We start from the raw sequence: 22,961 nt of genomic DNA, 5'->3' as shown, positions 1-22,961 counted from the left end.
TTTAAAAGATAATTTTTTGTTTTTTTGTAATATGGAATTGATTTCTTGTATTTAATAGAAATCTTAAAAAGGATATTTTAATGTCTTTTTAAAATAATTATAGGTTATTCCACCCAGAAAAAGCATTCTCTTCTTCTTTAGATTCTATAGTTATTTCAGATAAATTTACACTAGTGTTTTTAAGAATGTTTTTAAGAAGGGTTATATAGTTTTCTCCCCAGTTTTCAATAGTTTCTTCATCAAATAATTGTGTATTGTAATAAAAATCTAAAGAAATCGTATCGTTCATTTCTATAATGCTTATACTTAAATCGTACTTTACATAATCTACTTCTGGAAATAAAAATGTTGTTTCTAAACCTTCAAAATTCAAATTATTTTTAACACTATTCATATCCATTTCAGTTGTAATTTTAGGAGATGATAGCATTGCATGCTCTTGAATTAGTTTATTAAAAGAACAATATTGATACTTTACAGCGTTTGCAATGAGTAATCTTATTTTTTTGAGGTAATTTTCTATAGACTCTTCTTCGTTTATAGTTATGTATAACGGTAACATTTTTACACATTGACCAACTAAATATTTTTCACCAACTAATAATTGACCAGCAGAAGGAACTCCTACAACAAATTCATTTTGACCTGATAAACGCTGAAGTAAAATTGTATATACTGTAAATAAAGTATTAAAAATTGTTGATTTTGTTTCTTTAGCAAATGTTAGTAATGCCTGTTGTAATTCTTTATCTATAATTTTACTTGTAAGACTTCCTTTTCTGCTACTACTTGCAATACCAATATTATTACTTGGTAATGTAATTTTAGGATACTTTTTGGAAAATTCATTTTTCCAAAACTTATTAGCATTTATTATTTCCTCTGTTGGTTTTTCTAACCACTTATTAAAACTACTTAGTTTTGCTGCTGGTAATAAACCCAACAACTTTCCTTTAAGCTCACTAGAATATGCTTTAGATAACTCATTCCATATTAATTCTATTGAATATCCATCTGCAATTAAGTGATGAGAGGTTAATAAAACTTTATAATGCTTGTCTGAAACTTTAATAATTAGCATTCTTATAAATGGTCCTTCTTCCAAACTAAAAGAGTTAGATCCTTGTTTGCCTAAAAAAGTATCAAAATCAGCTATATTTTCAATTCCATCTATTTGATTAGCATCCAGTACATTAATCTTTGGACTTATTGTTTTAGATATATGGAATCCTAAATTATTAATTTTACTAGTTCTTAAAGCTTCATGCCTATTAACTACTTTTATAAAAGCATTTTTTAGACTATCTATATCTAAATCACCTTTTAAATCAACAATTTGATTTTCATTAAAAGAACTCATCGCTTCTTCACTTACTGTGCTTAAAGCGTATAGTTGTTCTTGTTCTTCTGAAAAAGGAATAATAGTTGTTCTTTCTTTTGTTTCTTCTAATTTTACCCAACCAGATTGCATAGTTGCATCTGTTGCTTTAACAATTGCCTGATAAATAAATTCAATATCCTCATCTGTATGCGCTGTAGAAAGAAAACAGTTTCTTCCTTCCCAAACATAAACTTTATTGGCTAATAAATGTTGGTAAAACAAATCCCAACCTCCTTTAAAATTAAAACGAAATAAAGAGCCAAAGTTTACCACTTTTGCGGTGGCTCCTACCGATTTAAAATAAGTATTAATCCTTTTAACTAAATTGGTCGTTTTTTTATTCAGGTTTTCCTGTAATTGATTTCCTTGCTCTTTTAAATGAGATAACACTTCATAGGAAGCTCTCATTGTTAATGGGTGTTGATTAAATGTTCCGGCAACAAAAGTAGTTGGTTTGTTAGGAAAAGAATCATCTCCAAATTGCCAAGTTCCACCATCAACGGCATCCATAAATTGAGCATTCCCAGCAACAACACCTACAGGCATTCCACCTCCAACAACTTTTCCATAAGTACATAAATCTGGTTCAACATCAAACCATTTTTTTGCGCCTCCTAATGCAATTCGAAAACCCGTTATTACTTCATCAAATATTAATGCAGTTCCACTACTTTTTGTAATTTTTCTAACTTCTTGTATAAATTCTGTTGGTTGTAAATCTGGTCGTCTACTTTGTACTGGTTCAATTAAAACTGCAGCAAGTTCATCCGCATTTTCCCTAATATATTCTAAAGAAGCTTTGCTTCCGTATTCTAAAACAATTGTATTGTTTATAAAGTTATCTGTAACTCCAGGAGCAAGTGGTATTGAATTATCTAAATCTAAAGGATTACTTAAAGCTAAAATACCATCAAAAGTTCCGTGATATGATTCTTTAAAGATTACGTATTTAGATTTTCCTGTTGTTGCTCTAGCTAATCTTAATGCAACCATTACTGCTTCTGACCCAGAATTGTAAAATGCTATTCTTTCGTTTCCTGTGAGCTCACTAATTAATGCAGCCACTTTTCCTGCCATTTCATTCATCGGGCCAACTGCATATCCTTTTTTTAATTCTTCTTGTAAAGCTTTTTCAATAAAATCTGGATTGTAACCTAAAATGTTTACGCCAAACCCCATTGTTAAATCTACATACTCATTATTATTAAGATCAATAATTTTTGAACCTTTTGATTTTTTAGCAATTATTTGATATGTTATTTCTTTGGTTTCGGGTTTAAAACCTGCAACATTTCTATTATTTGCTAATACAGTTCTGTACTCTTGCGTTATATCTTTTGTTTTTTTAGTTTGTGTAACAATTTTATCTGTTAACACATCTAAATGTTCAGATTGTTTATCGGTTAAAGATTTTGATGTATTTTTTACAATTTCCTTATACGGAACAAAGTAATCTACATTTTCTGCTTTTGCATAGGTACTTCCTTGTTTTTTGTTTGTAGATTTCTTCCCTTTTACAATACCGTTTGTAACAATATAATTAGTTAGTTTTTCTAACGTACCTACTGTTTCATAAAACTGCCCCATTTCAAGTACAACCCTATATTGCCTTTTAATAGTTTGAATAAACTGTAAGATGATAATTGAATCTATTCCTAAATCAAACAAATTCTCATCCTTCATTTCTTGGGATAATCGAATACCAGTATCAGCAAAAATCATTGTAGAAAGTTGCTCATAAACTTTAAAATAATTTAGATTTTCATGGGTTTCTTCTATACCAATTTCTTCTTTTTTTATACCTGTTTTTACAGTTATCTTTTTTTCGAATTTTGGCCAACAAGAAGTTTGTTTTAAAGGATATATTGGTAATGCTATATTTTTATACCTTTTATCTTTATAATAATCTTTCCAAGAAATAATAGCTCCTTTTTTATAATCTTTAAGAATGGCTTCTTTATTTTCTGGAATAAGATCTTTATGATTTTTATATAAAAAGTCAGTTGTTGTTATATAGTTTTCTGGATTTCTTAATGCTTCTTTTAGCTCATTAATAGAACTAACCAAAACGCTAAAACGCCAATTATAAACACCATTTTTTTTGTTTATTGAATAACAAGTATCACTTAAATTTTCTCTAAATCTATATTTAGATACCCATTTTTTATAATCACTAATTAAAAAATCTAATGTCTCTTTATTATGAGCACTTAAGGTAAATAAGGCTAATTCTTCTTCTGGTTCTTCAGTTTTTTCTGGTTCTTGATATTCTTCTAAAATAACATGAGCATTAGTTCCACTTATTCCAAAAGAACTAACACCACATCTTCTTATACTATCAGTTTTCCATTCTCTCTTTTCTGTATTGAAATAAAAAGGAGAGTTTTCAAAATCAATATTACTATTTGCTTTTGTATGATTAATTGAAGGTGGAATTACTTTATTTTGTAATGCTAGTACACTTTTTATTAAACCTGCTATTCCCGCAGCTTCAAATAAATGGCCAATATTACTTTTTACAGAACCTAATGCACAAAATTGCTTTTGTGTACTTTCTTTAAAAGCATCACTCAATCCTTGAAATTCTATTGGGTCACCTAATTGTGTTCCAGTTCCATGAGTCTCTATATAACTTAAAGTCTCTAAATTTATATTTGCTTTTTTAGCAGCTTCTTTTATTACTGCTGTTTGTGCTTTTGGGTTTGGAGCTACAACACCTGAAGATGTTCCATCTTGATTAATTGCCGTTCCTTTTATAACTGCATAAATGTTATCATTATCTTTAACAGCATCACTAAGTTTTTTTAAGACTATAGCAGCAACTCCTTCACCAATACCAGCTCCATCAGAATTAATATCAAAAGGTTTTGTTCTATTTGTTGGAGATTCAAAACCTACATTATATTTTCCTTTTTCAGGTAATAAATGAATTTTTCCACCACCAGCTATAGCTATTTTAGAATCTCCATTTAATAATGAATTACATGCCTGATGTACCGCAACTAAAGATGATGAACATGCCGTATCTATTGTAACTGCTGGACCTCTTAGGTCCATAAAATAAGATAATCTGCTAGAAGCAACTGAATTTGTATTCCCAGTTAAAGATGCAGCAGTTATTGTATTGTCTGATTCTTCAACAATATCTAAATATTGAGAATATGTAATATCTCCAGAAGATCCAAAATACACTCCTATTTCTTTATTAGATGATTGTAAATACCCTGCATTTTCTAATGCTCTCCATGAAGTATTTAGGTATAAGCGATGAAGTGGGTGAGTTGTTATAGCAGAGGAAGGAGCAAATTTAAAAAAATCATAATCAAAACTATCTATATTATCTAAATAAGCAGCTTCTTGAAAATCCATATTTTCAATTGCAATTCCTTTTCGATGATAATAGCTAGCTAATTGTTCTTTTCTTTCATTTGAAAACGAAGAAACAGCGTCTTTTTTATCTAGTATATTATTCCAAAATTGCTCAGGAGATGCTGCTTCAGGAAAATTTAAAGCCATTCCTATTATAGCAATATCTTCAGCTTTACTTTCTGCTTTTAAACGAGTTAATTCCGTTTTATACTTTTCAATTTTAAATAAAGCTTTCTTCAACGGATTTAAATTATTAAACCGTTCTTCTTCTTTTAAATTCATCTCTTAAATAGTTTGAATAATAACGAATAAGTAGTGTTACTTGCTACTTAAACTTAAATAGTAGGGAATACTATTTTGAATTTTACAGGTATTAGAGTTCCAATATTCTTAAAACCTCTTCTTCACTAAGAGATTCTATTTCGTTTAATAAAACAGTATCATCTTTGATGATGTTTTCTTGTAAGCTATCTTTATCTGAATCAAACAATTCGCTATATATATATTCTGATAGTTTATACACCGTAGGGTATTTATATAAAATTGTTGGTGTTGTATTTATGCTCAATCTTGTTTTTATAATTTGACTTAATTGTAATGCATGAATAGATTTAAATCCCTGATCTGCAAGTGGAATATCTAAATTTAAGTTCAAATCTTTTAAATGAAGTAATTGTTTTGATTGTTTTTCTAGCCAATTACTTATCTCTTTTATTGGATTTGTTGATGATATCCAGTTTTCAATGGTATACTCAACAAAGCCTTCATTAATATCATTTATAGTTTCATTAAAATCACCTTTCTTATATTTATTTAAAAGAACAGAATGTTGTACTTTTCCGCTAGTAGTTTTCGGAATTTCTCTTACTGGTATAATTGCTTCTGGAATAATACCTACAGCATTAGATAATCTTTCTTGTATAGTAATTATGGTGTTTAAAAAAGTAGTTGCCTTTTTCTTATAATATACAAAAACTAATAGTTTTTCTTTTTGTTCTCCGTTACCAGAAACAGCACATACCGCAACCTTTCCTAAGGAAATATCAGCCGTACCAATAATCATATTTTCAATATCGTGCGCATAATAATTTTGCCCTTGAATAATGATCATATTTTTATGCCTTCCAGTAATTACTAGAGTATCATCCTCTAAAACAAAACCTAAATCACCTGTACGTAACCAATCATTTTTAACAAATACAGCTTTTGTGGCTTCTGGGTTTTTATAATATCCTTTAGTTACATTTTTGCCTTTAATATCTATAAAACCTAATGTGTTTTTACCTAAAGGGTTTCCTTTTTCATCATTTATAGAAACTTTGGTACTTAATAATAATTCTCCAACACCCACAAAGTTTAATGTTTTCCCTTCACGGTATTCATCTGCAAATTGAATTTTATTTTCAATAGAAAGAGAATCCCTGTAAACATAAAATTCTCTTATAGGTTTTTTTGTTTTACTAACACTTACACCTACTGATGCTTCTGCTAACCCATAAGATGCAGAAATACAGTGTTTATGCATTTTATATTTTGAAAGTGCAATTGTGAAATCTGAACAAATTTTCGCTGAAATAGGTTCAGCTCCATTTATTATTGTTTCTACGCTTGATAAATCCCAATCAATTTCATTTTCTTTTTTTCTATTCAATGCAAGTAAAAAATATTGATAACCGAAATTAGGACTACATAATTTTGAAGCTCTATGTTCATTAGTTTTCTCCATCCATAATAAAGGTCTTCTTATAAATAAATCGGTAGGCATTATTAACTGATTACAATTTGTAACTAAACTTGTTAGATGAAATGCAATCATACCCATATCATGAGTTAATGGAATCCAACAAAAAAAAACATCCTCTGCGTCTAACTCAAAGCTTTCCTTTAAATCATAAATATTATAACTAAGATTTTCATGCGTTAAAATCACACCCTTTGGATTGCCCGTTGAACCAGATGAGTATTGTATAAAAGCAATATCGTTAGGCAAGACTTCAACAGTTATCCCCATTTCTTCACCTTTAAAAACTTCAGAAGAATCTAAAAATTTTTCTTCTAAAATAAAACTATCTATTAATTGTAATTCTTTTGTTTCAAAGGTTACTAATTTTTCTAAATTTATTATTGAGGTAAAAATATTTGGATTCGTAAGGTTATCCCATATTCTAAAAAACTTAAGTTTATGTGCTTCTTTACTTCCTACTGCCACTGGAACTGGAATGTAACCTCCTAGTAAGCAAGCCCAAAATCCTATTAAAAACTTATGATTATCTTCTTCATAAATAATTACTTCATCTCCTTTATTTAAATTCTTTGTGTTTTGTAAGGTTCCTAAATATTTTATAACTTGTATATAAAATTTAGAGTAAGAAATAAATTCTTCTTCGTTACTACTTTTTATAAATCGAATTCCTTTTTTAATTTCTTTCGATTGACTATACAAAACATCAATAAGAGTTTTGCAAATGTAATTTTCTGTTTGCATTTTCCGTTATTTTGCAAGAATCAATTATACAATTTATTTGAGGTCACGCAATAATCATCAAAATCTATTGCCATGAAAATTTATTATAACAAGAGAATCGAATGTTAAATATCCTTTTAAATTTATATGAGACAACTCTCTGAAATTGTAGCCACAATATTTTGCTGTAATGAATTTATTTGTACTCTAATCTTATTAGCATTCCCCACTTTAAGCACTTCACATTCTAATCCACTTAAGGGACCATTAGTAATTTGTTTAATTTCTCCAATTTTAAGTTTCTTTGTATCCATTCCAACATCTTTAATATCATTAATATTAATCAAAAGTTTAATTTGCTTCACTTCTTTTTCGGTAACCTTGGCATATTCTTTTCCAAAACGTATATAAGCACAAGCTCCATTGACTGATAATGCTTTATGTAACTCCAAAGAGGAATTAATATTCACAAATACATATGAAGGGAATAGAGGTTTTAAAATTACTTTCTTTCGGTCACTCCATTGTCTAATTGTTTTCACTTCTGGTGAAAATGACTCTAAAGAAAGCTCTTGTAAAGATTCATTTACTTTTTTTTCCCAACGGGATTTAACATATAATACATGCCAACCTATATTAAAATTCATATGAAAATATTACTTTATTAATTTTTGGATATAGCTTCGCTATTCTCAGTCACAGTGAGTACTATTAAATAAAAACAGAAAAAGAGTTTTGATTTTTTAATTACTGTAAACCGAACTTCTTCAATCCAAAGAAACATATAAGTCTTTGAATCTAGTAATGATATATCTTTATTTTTATGAATTTCATTATTGAAATTCATAAAAATAAACCATCAAAAAAGCACCTAAAAATCTCAAAAACAACACAATAACCCAAAGTCTTTAAAAAAAATAAAAAGAGTTATATTTGTATACCAAACTGCTAACTTACTCTATGAAAAGAACAAAAAATCCGTACCATTTTTCAGAAAAATACTGCTTAAGAACACCTATTTTGTCCATAAATTTTCATGAAAGTATCTTTACACAAAATAAACCTTTAAGAAATATTTGGGAAAATAAGATACTAAAAGAAGCTATTTACTTAGCCTCTCCTTATGTATATAAAAAGCTATGTAACTCTTTCGTAAAAAACATAAATACTTCTTCAGAAAAAAGAAGCCTTAGTAATACACTTTTAAAATATGCAATTAGAGCTTCGACTAGATGTACCCCCTTCGGGTTATTTGCAGGTATTTCTATTGGAAGTTTCAATAAAAATTCTAAAATTGAGTTAGCGCCTATTGAACAGCATCAAAGAATAACCAAGTATGATACAAATTATATATCCTCTCTATTAAATAGTTTTTTAACTAATCCTGTAATTAAAAACCAATTATTATTTTTTCCGAATTCTACACTTTATAAAGTTGCAAATCAATATCGTTATATAGAGTATCAGTTAGAAAAAGCAAATAAAAATTACAGTATTGAGGCCGTTGAACATAATTTTTATTTAGAGAAGATACTCAAAGAAGCTCAAACAGGAAAGACAATTCTTCAATTAATAAATAAAATTATAGATAATGATGTATCTTTTGATAATGCTAATAATTTTATTACATCATTAATAGATAATCAAATACTCGTAAGCGAATTAGAATTAAACATTACAGGAAATGATTGCCTAAATTTATTCGTTAATAAGATAAGTTCATTAAAAAGGACAAAACAAAACACTTCACTTTTAACCTTATTACAAAAACATTTAACTACAATAGATAAGAAAATAGGAAATACACCAACTCCCTATAAAAATAGTTTTTCTTCAATAAAAAAAATAGGTGCACCATATGAAGAAAAATATATTTTTCAAACAGATTTATTTATTAAAACAACTGCAAATTCTTTAGCTACCACACATGGTTACACTATTAAAAAATTGCTTCCTTTATTAAATAAACTTTCTCCTTTAAAGCTTAATAAAAAACTAGAAGAATTCAAAAAATCATTTTTAGAACGTTATGAGACTAGAAAAATGCCTTTAGCACAAGTGTTAGACATAGAACTTGGCATTGGTTATATTCAACATAATTCTATTTCTGGCACTACTCCTTTTTTAGAAGATGTATTTCCTCAAAAAAAAACAACTACAGAAGAAAATATTCTTTGGAATGAAATTGACCAAATTATTTATCAAAAATTGTTAAAAGCAGAAAATAACCATCAATTTTCAATACCACTTACTGATAACGATTTTGAACATATTGAATCTAATTGGAATGATTTACCAGATACTCTATCTGCTTTTACAGAAGTTTTAAAAATTAATAATAAAGAATGTCTTATCGTACATGGACTAAGTGCAAATGCTGGAAATTTATTGGCTCGATTTTCTTATGGAGATGCAGAACTATTAGAACATTTAAAACAAATTACCAACCTAGAACAACAATTACAACCCGATAAAATTATAGCAGAAATTACGCATCTACCAGAAGCGAGAACTGGTAATATCTTAAAAAGACCTCATTTAAGAGCTTATGAAATTCCTTATTTAGCAAAATCGACATTACCTTTATCTAAACAAATCTCAATTGATGATTTATGGATATCTATACAAAACAACAAGATTATTCTTACATCAAAAAAACTAAACAAAGAAGTATTACCGAAACTTACTAATGCCCACAATTATGAATTAAAAGGATTACCTATTTATCATTTTTTATGTGACTTACAATCTCAAAAAGAAAGGCTATACTTAGGTTTTTCATGGCCTAAAATTACAGAAAAGCATTCTTTTTTACCAAGAGTTACTTATAAAGAGTCTATTTTATCAAAAGCCAAATGGCATGTTAAAGAAATAGATATTAAAGCATTAATGGTCCATTTTCATGTTGAGGTTTTATTATTATCAATAATCCATAAATGGAGAATTCGTTTACAAATGCCAAAGTATGTTCAATTAGTAGAACAAGATAATACACTTTTAATCGATTTAGAACATTTTAAGAGTATACAACTCCTTTTAACAAGTGTAAAAAATAAAAAAAAGTGCACTCTAGAAGAGTTTTTATTTACAGAAGAAACTATAGTAAATAGAAAAAATGAAAAATTTACAAATGAGTGTATTATGACACTGTATAATCAAGAAAAACTAAACCAGATAGATTTATAATGAAACGAACTTTTATATTAGGAGATGAATGGTTGTACTATAAATTATATTGTGGAAAAAGAACAGCTGACATGGTTTTAGTCGATTCTATAAAACCACTTACAGAAGCACTATTAGAAAAAAAATTAATAGATAAATGGTTTTTTATTAGATATACAGATCCAAATCCACATTTACGTATTCGTTTTCATTTTAATGACATAAATAAACTAGGATTCATTATAAACCACATTAACAAAGCAATATCTAATTATGTGAAAAATGATTTAATTTGGAAAGTACAAGCTGATACTTATACTAGAGAAATAGAACGATATGGTGAAAATACTATTGAAGAAACTGAACATTTTTTTTTTATAGATAGTAACACATGTCTAAAATCTTTAGATTTAATAAAAGACGACACCGTCCTTTTTATGTTTGCTTTACGCTCTATAAATACTCTTTTTGAAGTTTTTGACTTTAATACCAAAACTAAACTCTCTTTTGTAAAAGAAAATTTAGAAGCTTTTAAAGCTGAATTTAACGCAAATAAAAACTTGAATAAACAACTTTATAAAAAACATAATGGTTTAAAAAAAGAAATTATTACATTTCTTGAAATGCAAAATCATATTGAATACCAACCTTTAATTAATTTATTACATACTAAGAAAAAAGAACTCGAAACTCTTAAGAAAATGATCTGTAAAAAAAATACACAAGATAATATTAATCATTTATTATCTAATTACATACATATGACAATCAATCGGATGTTTAGAGATCAACAACGCTTACATGAATTAGTTTGTTATGATAACTTATATCGATTTTATAACTTTATTATTAACCAAAAAAAACATTGTTAATGATTCTTTTTTTCAAAAAAAACTCTTTCCTTGTTCTTCTTTTTTTTATTATATCAACAATTAAGGCTCAAGAAGAACAGTTAGATTCATTATATAATCAAGATTTTAATCCTATAGTAACCGACTATAAAGAATCATTTTCTGATTCTATTAAAATACGAAATGCTAAAACTTCATTATCAAAAGCTAAAAAGAAACAAGATTTTATTAAAATAGCTGATAGTTACTACCTTTTATCAAATTTATATGAACACACTCCTTTAGCTATAAAGTATACTGATAGTATTTTATCTCTTAATATAAAAAGAAAAAACAGTTCCTATCCAGCAAAAGGTTATTTGCAAAAAGGAATTCAATTATATTATTTAGCAAAACATTCTGAGGCATTAGAGAATTATTTAAAGGCAAATGAATATTATGCAATTTCTAATGATGAATATGGACAATTATGTGTTAAACATTATATTGGATTATTAAAAAATAAAATTAATAAGTCAGATGAATCTTTAATAATTTTCAGAAAAAATTTATTATTTTTTGATACTAAAAAAAAGCAGGAAAAGCATTTAAAACAATATCTAAAATCATTATTTGCCCTTGCAGATTCTTACAATAGAAATAAAAAATTAGATTCTGCTGAAATAATTAATAAAAGAGGCATATTAGAGAGCCTAAAGGATGACGAAAAATATTTATACCCTTATTTTCTATTATCTTATGGAATTACTAAAAACTTTAAGAAGCAATATGATTTAGCTATTGACAGCTTACTAAAAAGTAATAAATTACTAAGAAACGAGAAAACAGTTTTAGCTGGAAGTAATTTATATTTATATAAGTCTTTTCTTGGAAAAAATAATATTTCTAAAGCTATTGAGTACTTAGAAAAAAATGATTCATTATATAAAATAAATCCAGAAATTATTTTTCAAGCTAAAGAATCTTATGAATTTCTCTTAAAGCATTATAAAAATAATAATAGCAATAGTTATTTAAAAACCATAGAAAGCTTATTAAATATAGATAGTATTATTAAAATTAAACATAGTGATTTAAATAAAGAAATAGTTTACAAATATGAAATTCCACTTCTTCTTACTGAAAAGGAACGACTCATTTCAGAATTAAATAGAAACAACTCTTTTAATAAAACAAGTATTTTAGTTTTAATTATATTGACTTCCCTTTTCTTATTTTCTGCTTTTTATTTTTTTAAAAAAAATAGAATAAACAAAAAAAGGTTTTTAACATTAATACATGAGCATGAAAACAAGAAAAAAACATCTAATAATAAAAAATTAATAGAAATTACAACTACCAATACTACTGGATTATCTGAAAAATTAGTAAAAGACATTTTACATAAATTACTACTTTTTGAAAAATCTAATAAATTCATAAAAAAAAATTACACTTTAAATGTACTTGCTAAAGAACTAAAAACAAATAGCTCTTATTTATCTAAAATTATAAATAGCTCAAAGCAAGTTAATTTTCCAAATTACATAAATAAATTAAGAATTGACTATGCAATAGATAAATTGAAAGTTGATACTCTTTTTAGGAATTATACTGTTCAAGCTATCGCTGAAGAGGTTGGTTTTAATAAAGCTCAATCATTTTCAACAGCTTTTCAAAAGCAAACTGGAATTTCTATCGTCTATTTCATCAACCAAATAAACGAATCAAAAAAAACTGATTACTAACCACTTACCTCTGTTTTATTTATATTGAAATTTATCAATTTCAATATAAATAAAACAAAAAGCGTAAAATTAATAGGTAGTTTTGTTGAAACTTAAAGGTATAATCTAATGAAAAAACAACTAGAACAAAAAGGTAAATTAAGTCTTAAAAAATTTCAAATTGCAAAAATTAAAAACCTACATAAAATAATTGGTGGTGATAATGCAAATAATGATACTGTTGACACTAAAGGTATTTCAATTTAAAAAGTAATTATTTTATTAACTAAATATATAAATTAACTAACCTCATTACTTTTATATATAAAAAATAAACTTAATTAATGTAAAATAGCTTCTCAAAATTTATAATCTCAGATGCTATTTTACATTATATTTTACTTACTACTCTCCTACACTAAACAAAGCAATAAAATAAGAATTCTAATTATTAGTTATTAAATAACGAATAAGAAACCATTATCCACTCTTTAATTTATCAAAGTAAAGTCTTTTTATATTTAAATACATCCAATATAAAACTACAATATTCTAAAAAACTTCTTTCATACCCATTTATACTACCCTCATAATCAAATAATAATCTGTAATAACATTTTTTTACAAACCTCATTATTTTTATCCCAAATTTGGAAAAACAATTACGGTTTTACCTTACTTAAAGTACGGTTTTTTCGTCTCTTTTTTTATTATTAAAAAGTATTTTTGATTTCAACAAAAACTAAGGGAACACCAAAAAAACTACTAAAAACAAAACACAAAGCAAATAAAACTACACATAAAACAAACATCTATTAATTTAAATAAACATATAACAACAAAAGATTATCTATAAAATTACTAGAAATAACCCCCATTATACTAAACACAGCTATTACTAGTAACAAAAAATAATAACTAACTAACCTAAAATTATATGTATAAAAATATTTTTGAATTATTTTTTTCCTCTCTCAATAGTCTTTTAAAAAATTAAAGACTAAAAACAATGATTATTGTTAATACCTCTCTAATTATTAACGCTAAAAAACAGCATTTATAATTCCTATACTAACGATAGTCAAAACACTAATACCAAACAAAAAGAACAATAAACTAACTACAGAATTTATGAGATTAAGAAACAAAAAAGATGGTGTTTCATTACACGTAATAACAGGAACTCACGTTGTACTACTCTGTTTAGATGTAAATACTGATGCCAGAAAAGAATTACTTGGTTTTATTTTAAAACGTAAAGACCTTTTAACAGGAAAAACAACGAATCTAAAAGGTTTTAAAGAATTTGAAAAACAAGAAAATAAAAGCGACTTAAACCTTATTCAAACTTTTTTTTGGGGTGATTATACTGCTACCCCCAATACAACCTATCAATATTCAGCTACACCTGTTTATGGAACTCCCAAAAACAGAAAAGATGGAACCGAAATTGTTGTAGAAATTTCTACAGAAAATCCTAATTCGGGAACACACGGAGTCTTTTTTAATCGCGGTACCGTAGGTCAGGCTTACTCTAAAAAATTTGAGAATAAAAGCCCTGATAAAATACCTAATAACGAAGCCTACAAATGGTTATCAAGAGGTTTAGAAGAAGCTATGTTAGCTTTTATTTCTGAAGCAAAAAATAAAGACTACTCATTACGAGTAGCTGCATATGAATTTGATCACGTACCTGTAATTCAAGCACTATTTAACGCTTCAGAAAAAGGCGCAGATGTAAAAATTATATACGACCGTTCAAAAAGAGGCCCATGGGAAAGTACTGACAAAGCAACAGCTAAAGTTCCTGGAGTTGAAAAATTAATGATTCCAAGATCAGCAAACTCTTCAATTAAACATAATAAATACATTGTACTACTACATAAAGGAAAACCAATAGAAGTTTGGATGGGATCAACCAACTTTACCAAAGGAGGAATTTTTGGACAGTCAAATGTTGGACATATTATTAGAGATGAAAAAATAGCTGCTGATTATTTTAAATATTGGACACGCCTTTCTGAAAATCCAGAAATGAAAGAAATTCGTCCTGAAAATGATAAACACACACCAACTCCTTCAGGTAAAGTCGATCAAGGAATTACACCAATTTTTAGTCCTAGAGAAGACTTAAGTGTATTAGAATGGTACGGACAACAAATAAAAGAAGCTAATAAATCTATTGGGTTTACTGCTGCATTTGGCGTAAATCAAGATTTTGCTGATATTATGAGTAAAGAAAACGAATCTTTACGTTACATTTTATTAGAACATGAAGGTAAAACATTTGACACCTTTAAAGACACTAAAAATAATAGAATAGCACTAGGTGCTATTTTAAACCAAAGTGAAATAAACGAAGAAGGCTTAAAAAATTGGGAAACAGAACACCTTACAGGATTAAATGATCATGTAAAATACCTACATACAAAATACTTATTCTTAGATCCATTATCAGATGATCCAACACTAATAACAGGATCAGCAAACTTCTCGGAAGCTTCAACAAAAAATAACGATGAGAATATGGTTATTATTAGAGGAAATACAGAAGTAGTCGATATTTATCTTACTGAATTCTCTCGATTATTTAACCATTACGAATTCCGTGATCAAATGGCTAATCATGGGCTCGATGAAGCATACTTTAGTGACTATTTAACTGTAGATAACTCTTGGACAAACATTCACTTTAAAAAAGGCACGCAGCATTATATGGAACGTGAATTATATAAATAATAAAAACAGAAATTTATGATAGGAGGTTCCGTTTGTAACGAACAAATTTCTGCAAGCCTAATATTTGCTGAAGGTCAAAAACTTACCCATGAAAATAAAGAAGTTCTATGGGAAATTTTCGAAGCTATTGGAGAGGCTTGGCAGAATACGATTTACGATTCTAATAACCAAAAAAGCTCATGGCTTGAAATGCTTAAAGCTAAAACTGATAATGCTCCAAATTACACAGGAGAATATGTTAATGCTATATATGTTTTAAATGAATTATATGCTCAATATGGTAAAAAACACGCCTTAAATAAATTATTTTTTGAAAGTGGCGTTGATAATAGTGCTCCACCTACAACCCGTTTAGCACATTGCAAAATATTTGTTGTTAATGAATTTATAAGAATGCAGGTTACCGCAGGAGGTTTTAAAAGTTGGGGAGACGCAAATGGTGGCGAAAAAGCCAAAAATTACCATGGCTTTTTAGCAGGCACACGTTATAACCGTACCCCTAGAGTCCGTGCTTTTGATGAAGACCCTATTTATTCTAAAAAAGAAAACCTATGAAAAATAAATATGACTATATAATTGTAGGTGCTGGTGTAGCAGCTGCAACAGTAGCAAGAGGACTCTTATTACATAAACACGATACATCAATTTTAATTTTAGAAGCTGGCCCAGAAGTTAAAGCAAAAGACAGACGTTTTTGGTGGGATTATATAACAAAAGGTGAACGACCGTATACATATACCTACGATCAAAAATTTGAAGCTGGTTCTACAGGAAACATAGAATACCAAACAGATGGTGTTCGTGTAAAAGCCTATGGAGGTTCTACAATGCACTGGGGAGCTTGGTCTTTACGATTTAAACCTGAAGACTTTAATTTATATACCAATACAGGTCTTGGAGCTGATTGGCCAATAAACTATGAAGATTTAGAATCTTATTACAACGACGCTGAATCTTATTTATCAGTTTGTGGAGATGAAAATGAAAATTGGGTACCAAGATCAAAACCATATCCTGTGCCCCCATTTCAGTGGACTGCAGCAGATGGTGAAATGATTAAAGCTTGGGAACAATTGGATGTTAAATATCAAGACGGAGATATAAACCCAGGGACAAAAAGTAAAATAAAATCTGGAAAAATGCCTGTTGCACGTTATCGTAAATGTATGACCACAGGTACCTGCAAGTACTGCCCTATTGGCGGGCGATTTAATGCGCAATATGTATTAGATGATTTAAAAAATGATCCTCGTTTTATAAACTTTGAAGTCTTAGTAAATTCACCAGTACATCATGTAAATGTAAGTTCAAAATCAAAGATAGACTCTGTTACTTTTACAGATAATCATAATGGCAAAGAACATACGGTCGCTGGAGATACAGTAATATTAGCTTCTGGCGCTTACAATGTTCCTAAACTATTAAGAGCTTCTAAAAATAACTACTGGAAAGATGGTATTGGTAACGACCAGGATTTAGTTGGGCGTTTTGTAGTATCTCACTCTATGTTAAATGTTGTTGGAAAAGCTAAATCAAATCCTAACGGATGGTTTCAAGAGTATGATTTCCCAACGTTAATGTCACATAGCTACAATACTAAAGAGCATCAAAAAAAAGGTAAGATTTTTATGTTTAAAAATCGAACTACACCGAATACTGATATAGCTCAGCTTATGATTGATGGTAAAACGCGTGAAGAAATTGATGCTATTGTTTATGGTGAAATGGAAGTTAATATTCAAGCTTTTCTTGAAGAGAAAGGAAAACATAGTAATCGCTTAGAGGCAAGACCTGGAGTAGATCGTTTTGGGTTACCACAAACAACAGTACATTTTAGTCGTACAGATGAAGAAATGGCGAATGCTAAAGACCGTTTACAATTGCTAGAAGAAATTATTCTAAAAATGGGCTTAGAAATCACCTCATCTAGAGTAGATAAACCAGGTGGCCATCATACTACCGGAACTGCAAGAATGGGAACATCTCCAAGCAATAGTGTTACAGATAAATTTATGCGTGTACATGATACAGACAATTTATATGTATGCTCAAATGCTGCTTTCCCTACAGGAAGTGCAGTAAACCCAACATTAACACTTACTGCATTAGCCTTTCGATTGGTTGAACACCTTACTAATCCTTCAAAATTAACAGAAACATCTAAAAAGAAAGAATGGGAACATCAACTATAAATTTTAAAAATAAATTTCAAGAGCAAGCTTCTAAAATTAACAATGTACAAGAACTTATAGCGCATTCTAAAAAAACTGCATGCGAAGAGCATGATGACAAAATGTTTATTTTAAAAGAATTGCTTAATAATGCTGTTATTCTTGAGTTCGCAACTATTCCTATTTATTTGCAAGCAATGTGGACTATTAAAGATAATAAATGTGAAGTAGCAAAATCTATTCGTAATATCTTTCAAGAAGAAATGCTTCATATGGCAATGGTTTGTAATATGATTGCCGGAATTGGCGGAGAACCAAAAATTTATAATACCGAAAACAGGTTGAGCTTTCCTTCTGGGCTTCCTGGAGGTGTACACCCTAAACTGTTTTTATATTTAGAAGGGTTAAATGATAGTTCTCTCCGTAATTTTATGGAAATAGAATTGCCAGAAGAAGTTGCTGATATTTACGATTACGATTCAGGTGAATTGGTAGATATTGGAAACATACCTGATGAGAATGGAATTCTACAAAAAGGAAAGCACAATAAAGATTATTCGCACAACACAACTATTGGCGAATTATACGATCGAATTAATGAATTGTTTCAAGAACTTCAACCAAAGATGAATGTTGAACGTCAATTAGCAGGGCCTTTATCTTGGTGGGTAATGGCAGATGCTGGTAGCGTTTCAAAAGCCATCGATATGATAAAAGAACAAGGAGAAGGATCTGAAGATGTAACACCTGCAAGTACAGGAATGGATAATTTAGCTCATTTCTATCGTTTTTGGGAAGTTTTTTACCAAAAGAAAATTGTTCAAGAGGGTGACAAATATTACTTTAAAGATCCAAATCCACGTCCTGAAACCTACACTATTGCAAGAATTCCAAAAGGAGGATACAAAGAAGCTGATGTGACTAAAGAAGTATGGCACCTAACAAATAGTTTTGATGAAGTGTATACCGAATTAGTTAAGTTTTTAGAAGAAGCTTGGGCAATTGATGGAAGAGGGCAAGCTGCCTTAGTTAATGCTATCGAAGTAATGTTTAAACTAGAAAAATATGCATTACCATTAATGAAAATTCCAATTCCTGGGAAATCTAAAAATTACGGACCTAGCTTCAGACTTATCTAAAACAACCTCAACCAAACCAATAATTAATAAAAATTATAATAATGAAAAAACAACATATTTTATTCGCTTTTTTACTTTTTGCTACTTTCAATTTCTTTGCTCAAGGTAAGAATACATCAAAATATCGTATCGGTCAAAATGTTTCAGAACTAGGAGGAATTATATTCTATTTAGATGCAACAGGTAAACACGGGTTAGTTTGTGCTCCTCAAGATCAAAGTACAGGTAGCCAATGGCATTATGGAGCTTTTACGAATACCAAAACTTTTGATAGTATTGTTGGTTCAGGAAAAGCCAATACAGAGAAAATTATTATAAGTCAAGGTGTTAAACCATACGCAGCTCAGCTTTGTTATGATTTAGAATTAAATGGTTTTTCAGATTGGTATTTACCATCAAAAAAAGAACTAAGTCTAATGTTTACAAATATTGGTCGTGGTGCTAATCCTCCAAATAAAGAAGTTGGTAATTTTGCGAGTGATTTTTATTGGAGTTCTACTGAACTAGACCTAAACTTTGCGTGGGCTCAATACTTTTTAGAGGGTAATATATTTACCGATCTTAAAAACCATAGTTGTCGCGTAAGAGCAGTTCGTTCATTTTAATTACTTATAAATACTATTATTTAAGGCGCTGTTAAACTAAGCTTATTTATACCAATGCTTAGCTAATAAAAATTTAAACAAACCTAACTAACAATAAATAAAAGCATTATAAAATGAACACAAAAGAATATAAAAATTGGCGCGTGGTTGTTGTATGTGAACTAAATGCCTCAGCAGCTAAAGTATGGCATCTAGTAGGAGGTTTTTACAATATTAATCAATGGCATCCAGATATTCCAATTTGTGAAGTTCCTGAAGAACAAGGAGAAGAAAGAGATATTCGCCGAAAACTAAGTTTTCCAGGGCAAACTCCAACCTGGGAAGAATTAGTTTTTATGGATAATGAAAATATGCGCTATAAATACAAATGGCATAAAGGTGCATGGGGAGAAACAACACAAAAATACCATGCTCAAATTCAAGTTATAGAAACTGAATTAGACAAACGTTGTTTGGTACAATGGTCTTCTAAATTTTATGCTACTGAAGATGGACTAACGCAATTTTATCAAAATGGATTTAACAGTTTGATAAACAAATTTGGAGGAAGATTAATCAATAACCAAAACATATAAAAATGGGAAGTTTCGTAGAAATTAATGATACATTAGAATTAACCACTGATCAGGGATTTCCTGTAACTATTTTTCAATTAGAAAAACATAAAAAGCATCCTATTACTTTAGAGGATGTTAAAGGAAAAGTATTTGAGTTTAAAAACAAACCAAGTGCACGAATTTTTCAAATGGATCCTGTACGAGTATATTTTGTACATAATATAAATGGAAAATGGCTTTTCTGGGGGCGTGTTCTTATTCAATCTCAACATATTTACAAAGCATTAAGTGCTGATGGTACTTGGGATGGAGAGTCGTGGCAAACTGATGGAACCTATACTATTTTAAATGTATACGATCCTGAATACCAACATACATTTACTTTAAATGAAGCACCAGATGATCGAAATTATTATAAATAAAAGCACTATTTAATTTTAGTAACACTTAGTCTTTTCAATGTCTATTTTGAATACTTAAATGGGCATTGAAAATTATTACTAAAGAATAGAAGTTATAATAATTCTAAAATTTTACACGCTATCTAAAAACAGAAACATGAAAAAAATATTTATGCTACTTATTTTTTTTTTAGTTATCTCTTGTAATTCTGAGAAAACAAAAAAAGCTAAAACAACAAAAACTGCTACTAAACCTATTGAAACAGTCGATAATTTTGATTGGCTATTAGGTAAGTGGAAAAGAACTAACGAAGTAGTTGGTAAAGAAACCTTTGAGAATTGGAAAAAAATAAGCAAAACCGAATACATCGGGTTTAGTTATACAACTCAAAATACAGATACCATATACCAAGAAAAGTTTAAACTTATAAAATCTAATGATAATTGGGATTTTGAAATTCAATTAAAAGGAGAATTAACACCTTCTTCCTTTAAAATGACAAGTTCTAATTCTAAAGAATTCATTTGTCAGAATAACCTAAAAAATTATCCGAATAAAAAACTCGATTCTCCGAATAAAATAAAGTATTGGAAAAAGGGTGATGAAATATATGCTACTATTTCAGGTAAAAAAATAAATATTCAATTAGACTTCGAAAAAATTAAATAGTTTTTTAAAAGTATTAATGTTCTTCATAATGAAAAATGAAATGACCTCCGAACGATTAGAAGCTTTTAGTGATGGTGTACTTGCCATTATTATTACCATAATGGTTTTAGAATTAAAGGTACCAAAAGACTATACAATAGAAAGTCTAATAAATATACTGCCTACTTTTATTAGCTATTTTGTAAGTTTTTTATACGTTAGTGTATACTGGGTTACCCATCACCAATTATTTAAAATAACAAAGAAAATAAACACACAAACTTTATGGGCAAATTTAAATCTATTATTTTGGTTATCTATTATCCCATTTACAACCGATTGGATAGGTGACGGAAATCATCATACTGATGTTATTCCCGTTATTTCATACGGAGTTGTATTGTTAATGTGCCATTTATCGTTTATTTTTTTAAGAAAAACCGCTATTAAACTTCATGGTAAAACATCTGAAATAGGTATTTATTTAAATAAAAAAACGTTAGATGTTGCATGTTTCTTTATTTATACTTTTGGTTTATTATTTGTTTTTATTAATGTATATGTTGCTATGGCTTGCTTTTTATTAGTAGGTGTACTTAAGGTAATAGAACTAAATATTACCGCTATAAAAGAGTAACAGAACTAATACCAATTCAGATATAAAATGATTGTAAATAAAAATCCACAACTATGTTGTGGATTTTTTATTGTTACTGTTTAAAATAGCTTGTACTAATACGCTGTATCGGTACTTACCAAATAACTTGCTGTTTCGTTTTCTGATGGGTTATGTACCAATACATTTACGTTTGTTCCGTTAACGCCTTCGGCTAATAACCACTCCATTGCTTGGCTGTTTATAGCACCACCTTCTAACTCAACCATATTACCCTCTAAAGTGGTTTCATTCATACTTAAATCAAACTGCAACGGTACTACGCCCCTATTTTCAAAACTTATATAAGTACCCGCCATAAATGGTAATGAGGTTATTACTTTGGTTTCATTTGGAGCTACGTTGCCTACAAAATCGCTTAATTTATTATTTCCCGAACTCCAACGGTAGCTGTACTGCGATCTTTTAGCTGGTTGATCATTAAATACTAATTGTGCTAAATTATTTATTTGTACCATCGTTGCATAACAATTGTTTAATGTATTTACACGCGTTTCTGTAATTACCAATCGTTTTTTCTTATATACTTCCTGTTGTACGTTTGCTGTTTTTAGTTGTTCTTTTATTGTTATTAATTCACTTAAAATAACTCGTGGCATACCTCCTTTATTTACATCGATAAGTTCTTTTATATGTGTATTTATTACTTTTTCTAAAGTTTCTAAAAATAATAACATTTTAGGTTGGTTGCGTCCTATTTTATTGTAACCCGAAGTAAATTCTTTTACTATCGCTGGGCTCGTTTTTTCGAAAGCCCATTGTGCATGGTTTTTTATACGGTTATACAGTTGGCGAGCTTGCTGCATAGCGGTAAGTACTTTTTGTGTTTCTACCCCTTGTTTAGCTAATATGCTAACATCGGTTATAATGGTATCGGCCGTATTAATCTGATTTAAAAATTCATTCGCATATTCAACTGTAAAGCGGGTATTATAGGCTGTAAACTTAGGCAAATCTTCTACTAATAAGTTATAAACAGTTCGCGCGCTTTCTGCCATATAAACATCTGTTCCTTTGTAATTTCTTTTGTTATTCATAATCATTTTTTGTTTTACTATTAATTTTTTTGTTTTAAAATGCGTTAACAT

At 28.7% G+C, this 22,961-nt stretch carries 17 protein-coding genes; 13 read left to right on the top strand and 4 right to left on the bottom strand.

The features are described from left to right. Positions 1 to 97 precede the first annotated feature (97 nt). The 3 genes from H518_RS0106110 to H518_RS0106100 form a co-directional block, all read right to left on the bottom strand. A complete protein-coding gene (locus tag H518_RS0106110) occupies positions 98 to 5,032 on the bottom strand; it encodes an aminotransferase class III-fold pyridoxal phosphate-dependent enzyme (RefSeq protein ID WP_028888242.1) in 4,935 nt (1,644 codons plus the stop codon). Between the two features lie 91 nt (positions 5,033 to 5,123). Continuing rightward, positions 5,124 to 7,235: a non-ribosomal peptide synthetase gene (locus H518_RS0106105; RefSeq protein WP_028888241.1), complete on the bottom strand. Its 2,112-nt coding sequence runs from the start codon at positions 7,233 to 7,235 to the stop codon at positions 5,124 to 5,126. 122 nt (positions 7,236 to 7,357) lie between these two features. After that, a complete protein-coding gene (locus tag H518_RS0106100) occupies positions 7,358 to 7,861 on the bottom strand; it encodes a UpxY family transcription antiterminator (RefSeq protein ID WP_028888240.1) in 504 nt (167 codons plus the stop codon). Between the two features lie 313 nt (positions 7,862 to 8,174). Between H518_RS0106100 and H518_RS0106090 the strand changes: the two genes are divergently transcribed. From H518_RS0106090 to H518_RS0106030, 13 genes are all read left to right on the top strand, one after another. Continuing rightward, positions 8,175 to 10,400, top strand: coding sequence for a lantibiotic dehydratase family protein (locus H518_RS0106090; protein ID WP_028888238.1), 2,226 nt, complete (start codon positions 8,175 to 8,177; stop codon positions 10,398 to 10,400). Further along, a complete protein-coding gene (locus tag H518_RS0106085) occupies positions 10,400 to 11,251 on the top strand; it encodes a thiopeptide-type bacteriocin biosynthesis protein (protein ID WP_028888237.1) in 852 nt (283 codons plus the stop codon). Before H518_RS0106090 ends, H518_RS0106085 begins: the two co-directional genes overlap by 1 nt. Beyond that, on the top strand, positions 11,251 to 12,957 hold the full coding sequence (locus H518_RS0106080; RefSeq protein ID WP_028888236.1) for a helix-turn-helix domain-containing protein: 1,707 nt from the start codon (positions 11,251 to 11,253) through the stop codon (positions 12,955 to 12,957). The genes H518_RS0106085 and H518_RS0106080 overlap by 1 nt, the downstream gene beginning before the upstream one ends. Positions 12,958 to 13,065: 108 nt before the next feature. Then, positions 13,066 to 13,203 carry a hypothetical protein gene (locus H518_RS21050; RefSeq protein WP_155995175.1) on the top strand — a complete coding sequence of 46 codons (138 nt, stop codon included), beginning with the start codon at positions 13,066 to 13,068 and terminating at the stop codon, positions 13,201 to 13,203. 864 nt (positions 13,204 to 14,067) lie between these two features. Continuing rightward, positions 14,068 to 15,675, top strand: coding sequence for a phospholipase D-like domain-containing protein (locus H518_RS0106070; protein WP_028888235.1), 1,608 nt, complete (start codon positions 14,068 to 14,070; stop codon positions 15,673 to 15,675). Between the two features lie 15 nt (positions 15,676 to 15,690). Then, on the top strand, positions 15,691 to 16,230 hold the full coding sequence (locus H518_RS0106065; RefSeq protein ID WP_028888234.1) for a hypothetical protein: 540 nt from the start codon (positions 15,691 to 15,693) through the stop codon (positions 16,228 to 16,230). Beyond that, positions 16,227 to 17,867 (top strand): GMC oxidoreductase, encoded by a 1,641-nt coding sequence (locus H518_RS0106060; protein WP_028888233.1) that lies wholly within the window; start codon positions 16,227 to 16,229, stop codon positions 17,865 to 17,867. The genes H518_RS0106065 and H518_RS0106060 overlap by 4 nt, the downstream gene beginning before the upstream one ends. Further along, positions 17,849 to 18,985 (top strand): ferritin-like domain-containing protein, encoded by a 1,137-nt coding sequence (locus H518_RS0106055; RefSeq protein WP_028888232.1) that lies wholly within the window; start codon positions 17,849 to 17,851, stop codon positions 18,983 to 18,985. Before H518_RS0106060 ends, H518_RS0106055 begins: the two co-directional genes overlap by 19 nt. 41 nt (positions 18,986 to 19,026) lie before the next feature. After that, the gene (locus tag H518_RS0106050) at positions 19,027 to 19,590 is read left to right on the top strand and encodes an Lcl C-terminal domain-containing protein (RefSeq protein WP_028888231.1); all 564 of its coding nucleotides are present in this window, start codon (positions 19,027 to 19,029) and stop codon (positions 19,588 to 19,590) included. A gap of 113 nt (positions 19,591 to 19,703) precedes the next feature. Further along, complete coding sequence (locus H518_RS0106045; protein WP_028888230.1) at positions 19,704 to 20,165, top strand: SRPBCC family protein; 462 nt, start codon at positions 19,704 to 19,706, stop codon at positions 20,163 to 20,165. Positions 20,166 to 20,167: 2 nt separating this feature from the next. After that, positions 20,168 to 20,569: a hypothetical protein gene (locus H518_RS0106040; RefSeq protein ID WP_028888229.1), complete on the top strand. Its 402-nt coding sequence runs from the start codon at positions 20,168 to 20,170 to the stop codon at positions 20,567 to 20,569. Between the two features lie 136 nt (positions 20,570 to 20,705). Then, positions 20,706 to 21,218 carry a hypothetical protein gene (locus H518_RS19350; protein ID WP_051263682.1) on the top strand — a complete coding sequence of 171 codons (513 nt, stop codon included), beginning with the start codon at positions 20,706 to 20,708 and terminating at the stop codon, positions 21,216 to 21,218. A gap of 28 nt (positions 21,219 to 21,246) precedes the next feature. Next, positions 21,247 to 21,834 (top strand): TMEM175 family protein, encoded by a 588-nt coding sequence (locus H518_RS0106030; protein WP_051263681.1) that lies wholly within the window; start codon positions 21,247 to 21,249, stop codon positions 21,832 to 21,834. A 95-nt stretch (positions 21,835 to 21,929) separates the two neighbouring features. On the opposite strand, the gene H518_RS0106025 is transcribed toward H518_RS0106030, so the two are convergent. Next, positions 21,930 to 22,910: a hypothetical protein gene (locus H518_RS0106025; protein ID WP_155995174.1), complete on the bottom strand. Its 981-nt coding sequence runs from the start codon at positions 22,908 to 22,910 to the stop codon at positions 21,930 to 21,932. Positions 22,911 to 22,961: the final 51 nt, after the last annotated feature.

The organism is Tenacibaculum ovolyticum DSM 18103, assembly GCF_000430545.1.
In the GTDB taxonomy this organism is placed as follows: Bacteria; Bacteroidota; Bacteroidia; order Flavobacteriales; family Flavobacteriaceae; genus Polaribacter; species Polaribacter ovolyticus.
The sequence above is the reverse complement of the archived record's forward strand: the minus strand, read 5'-3'. Positions and strand labels throughout refer to the sequence as shown.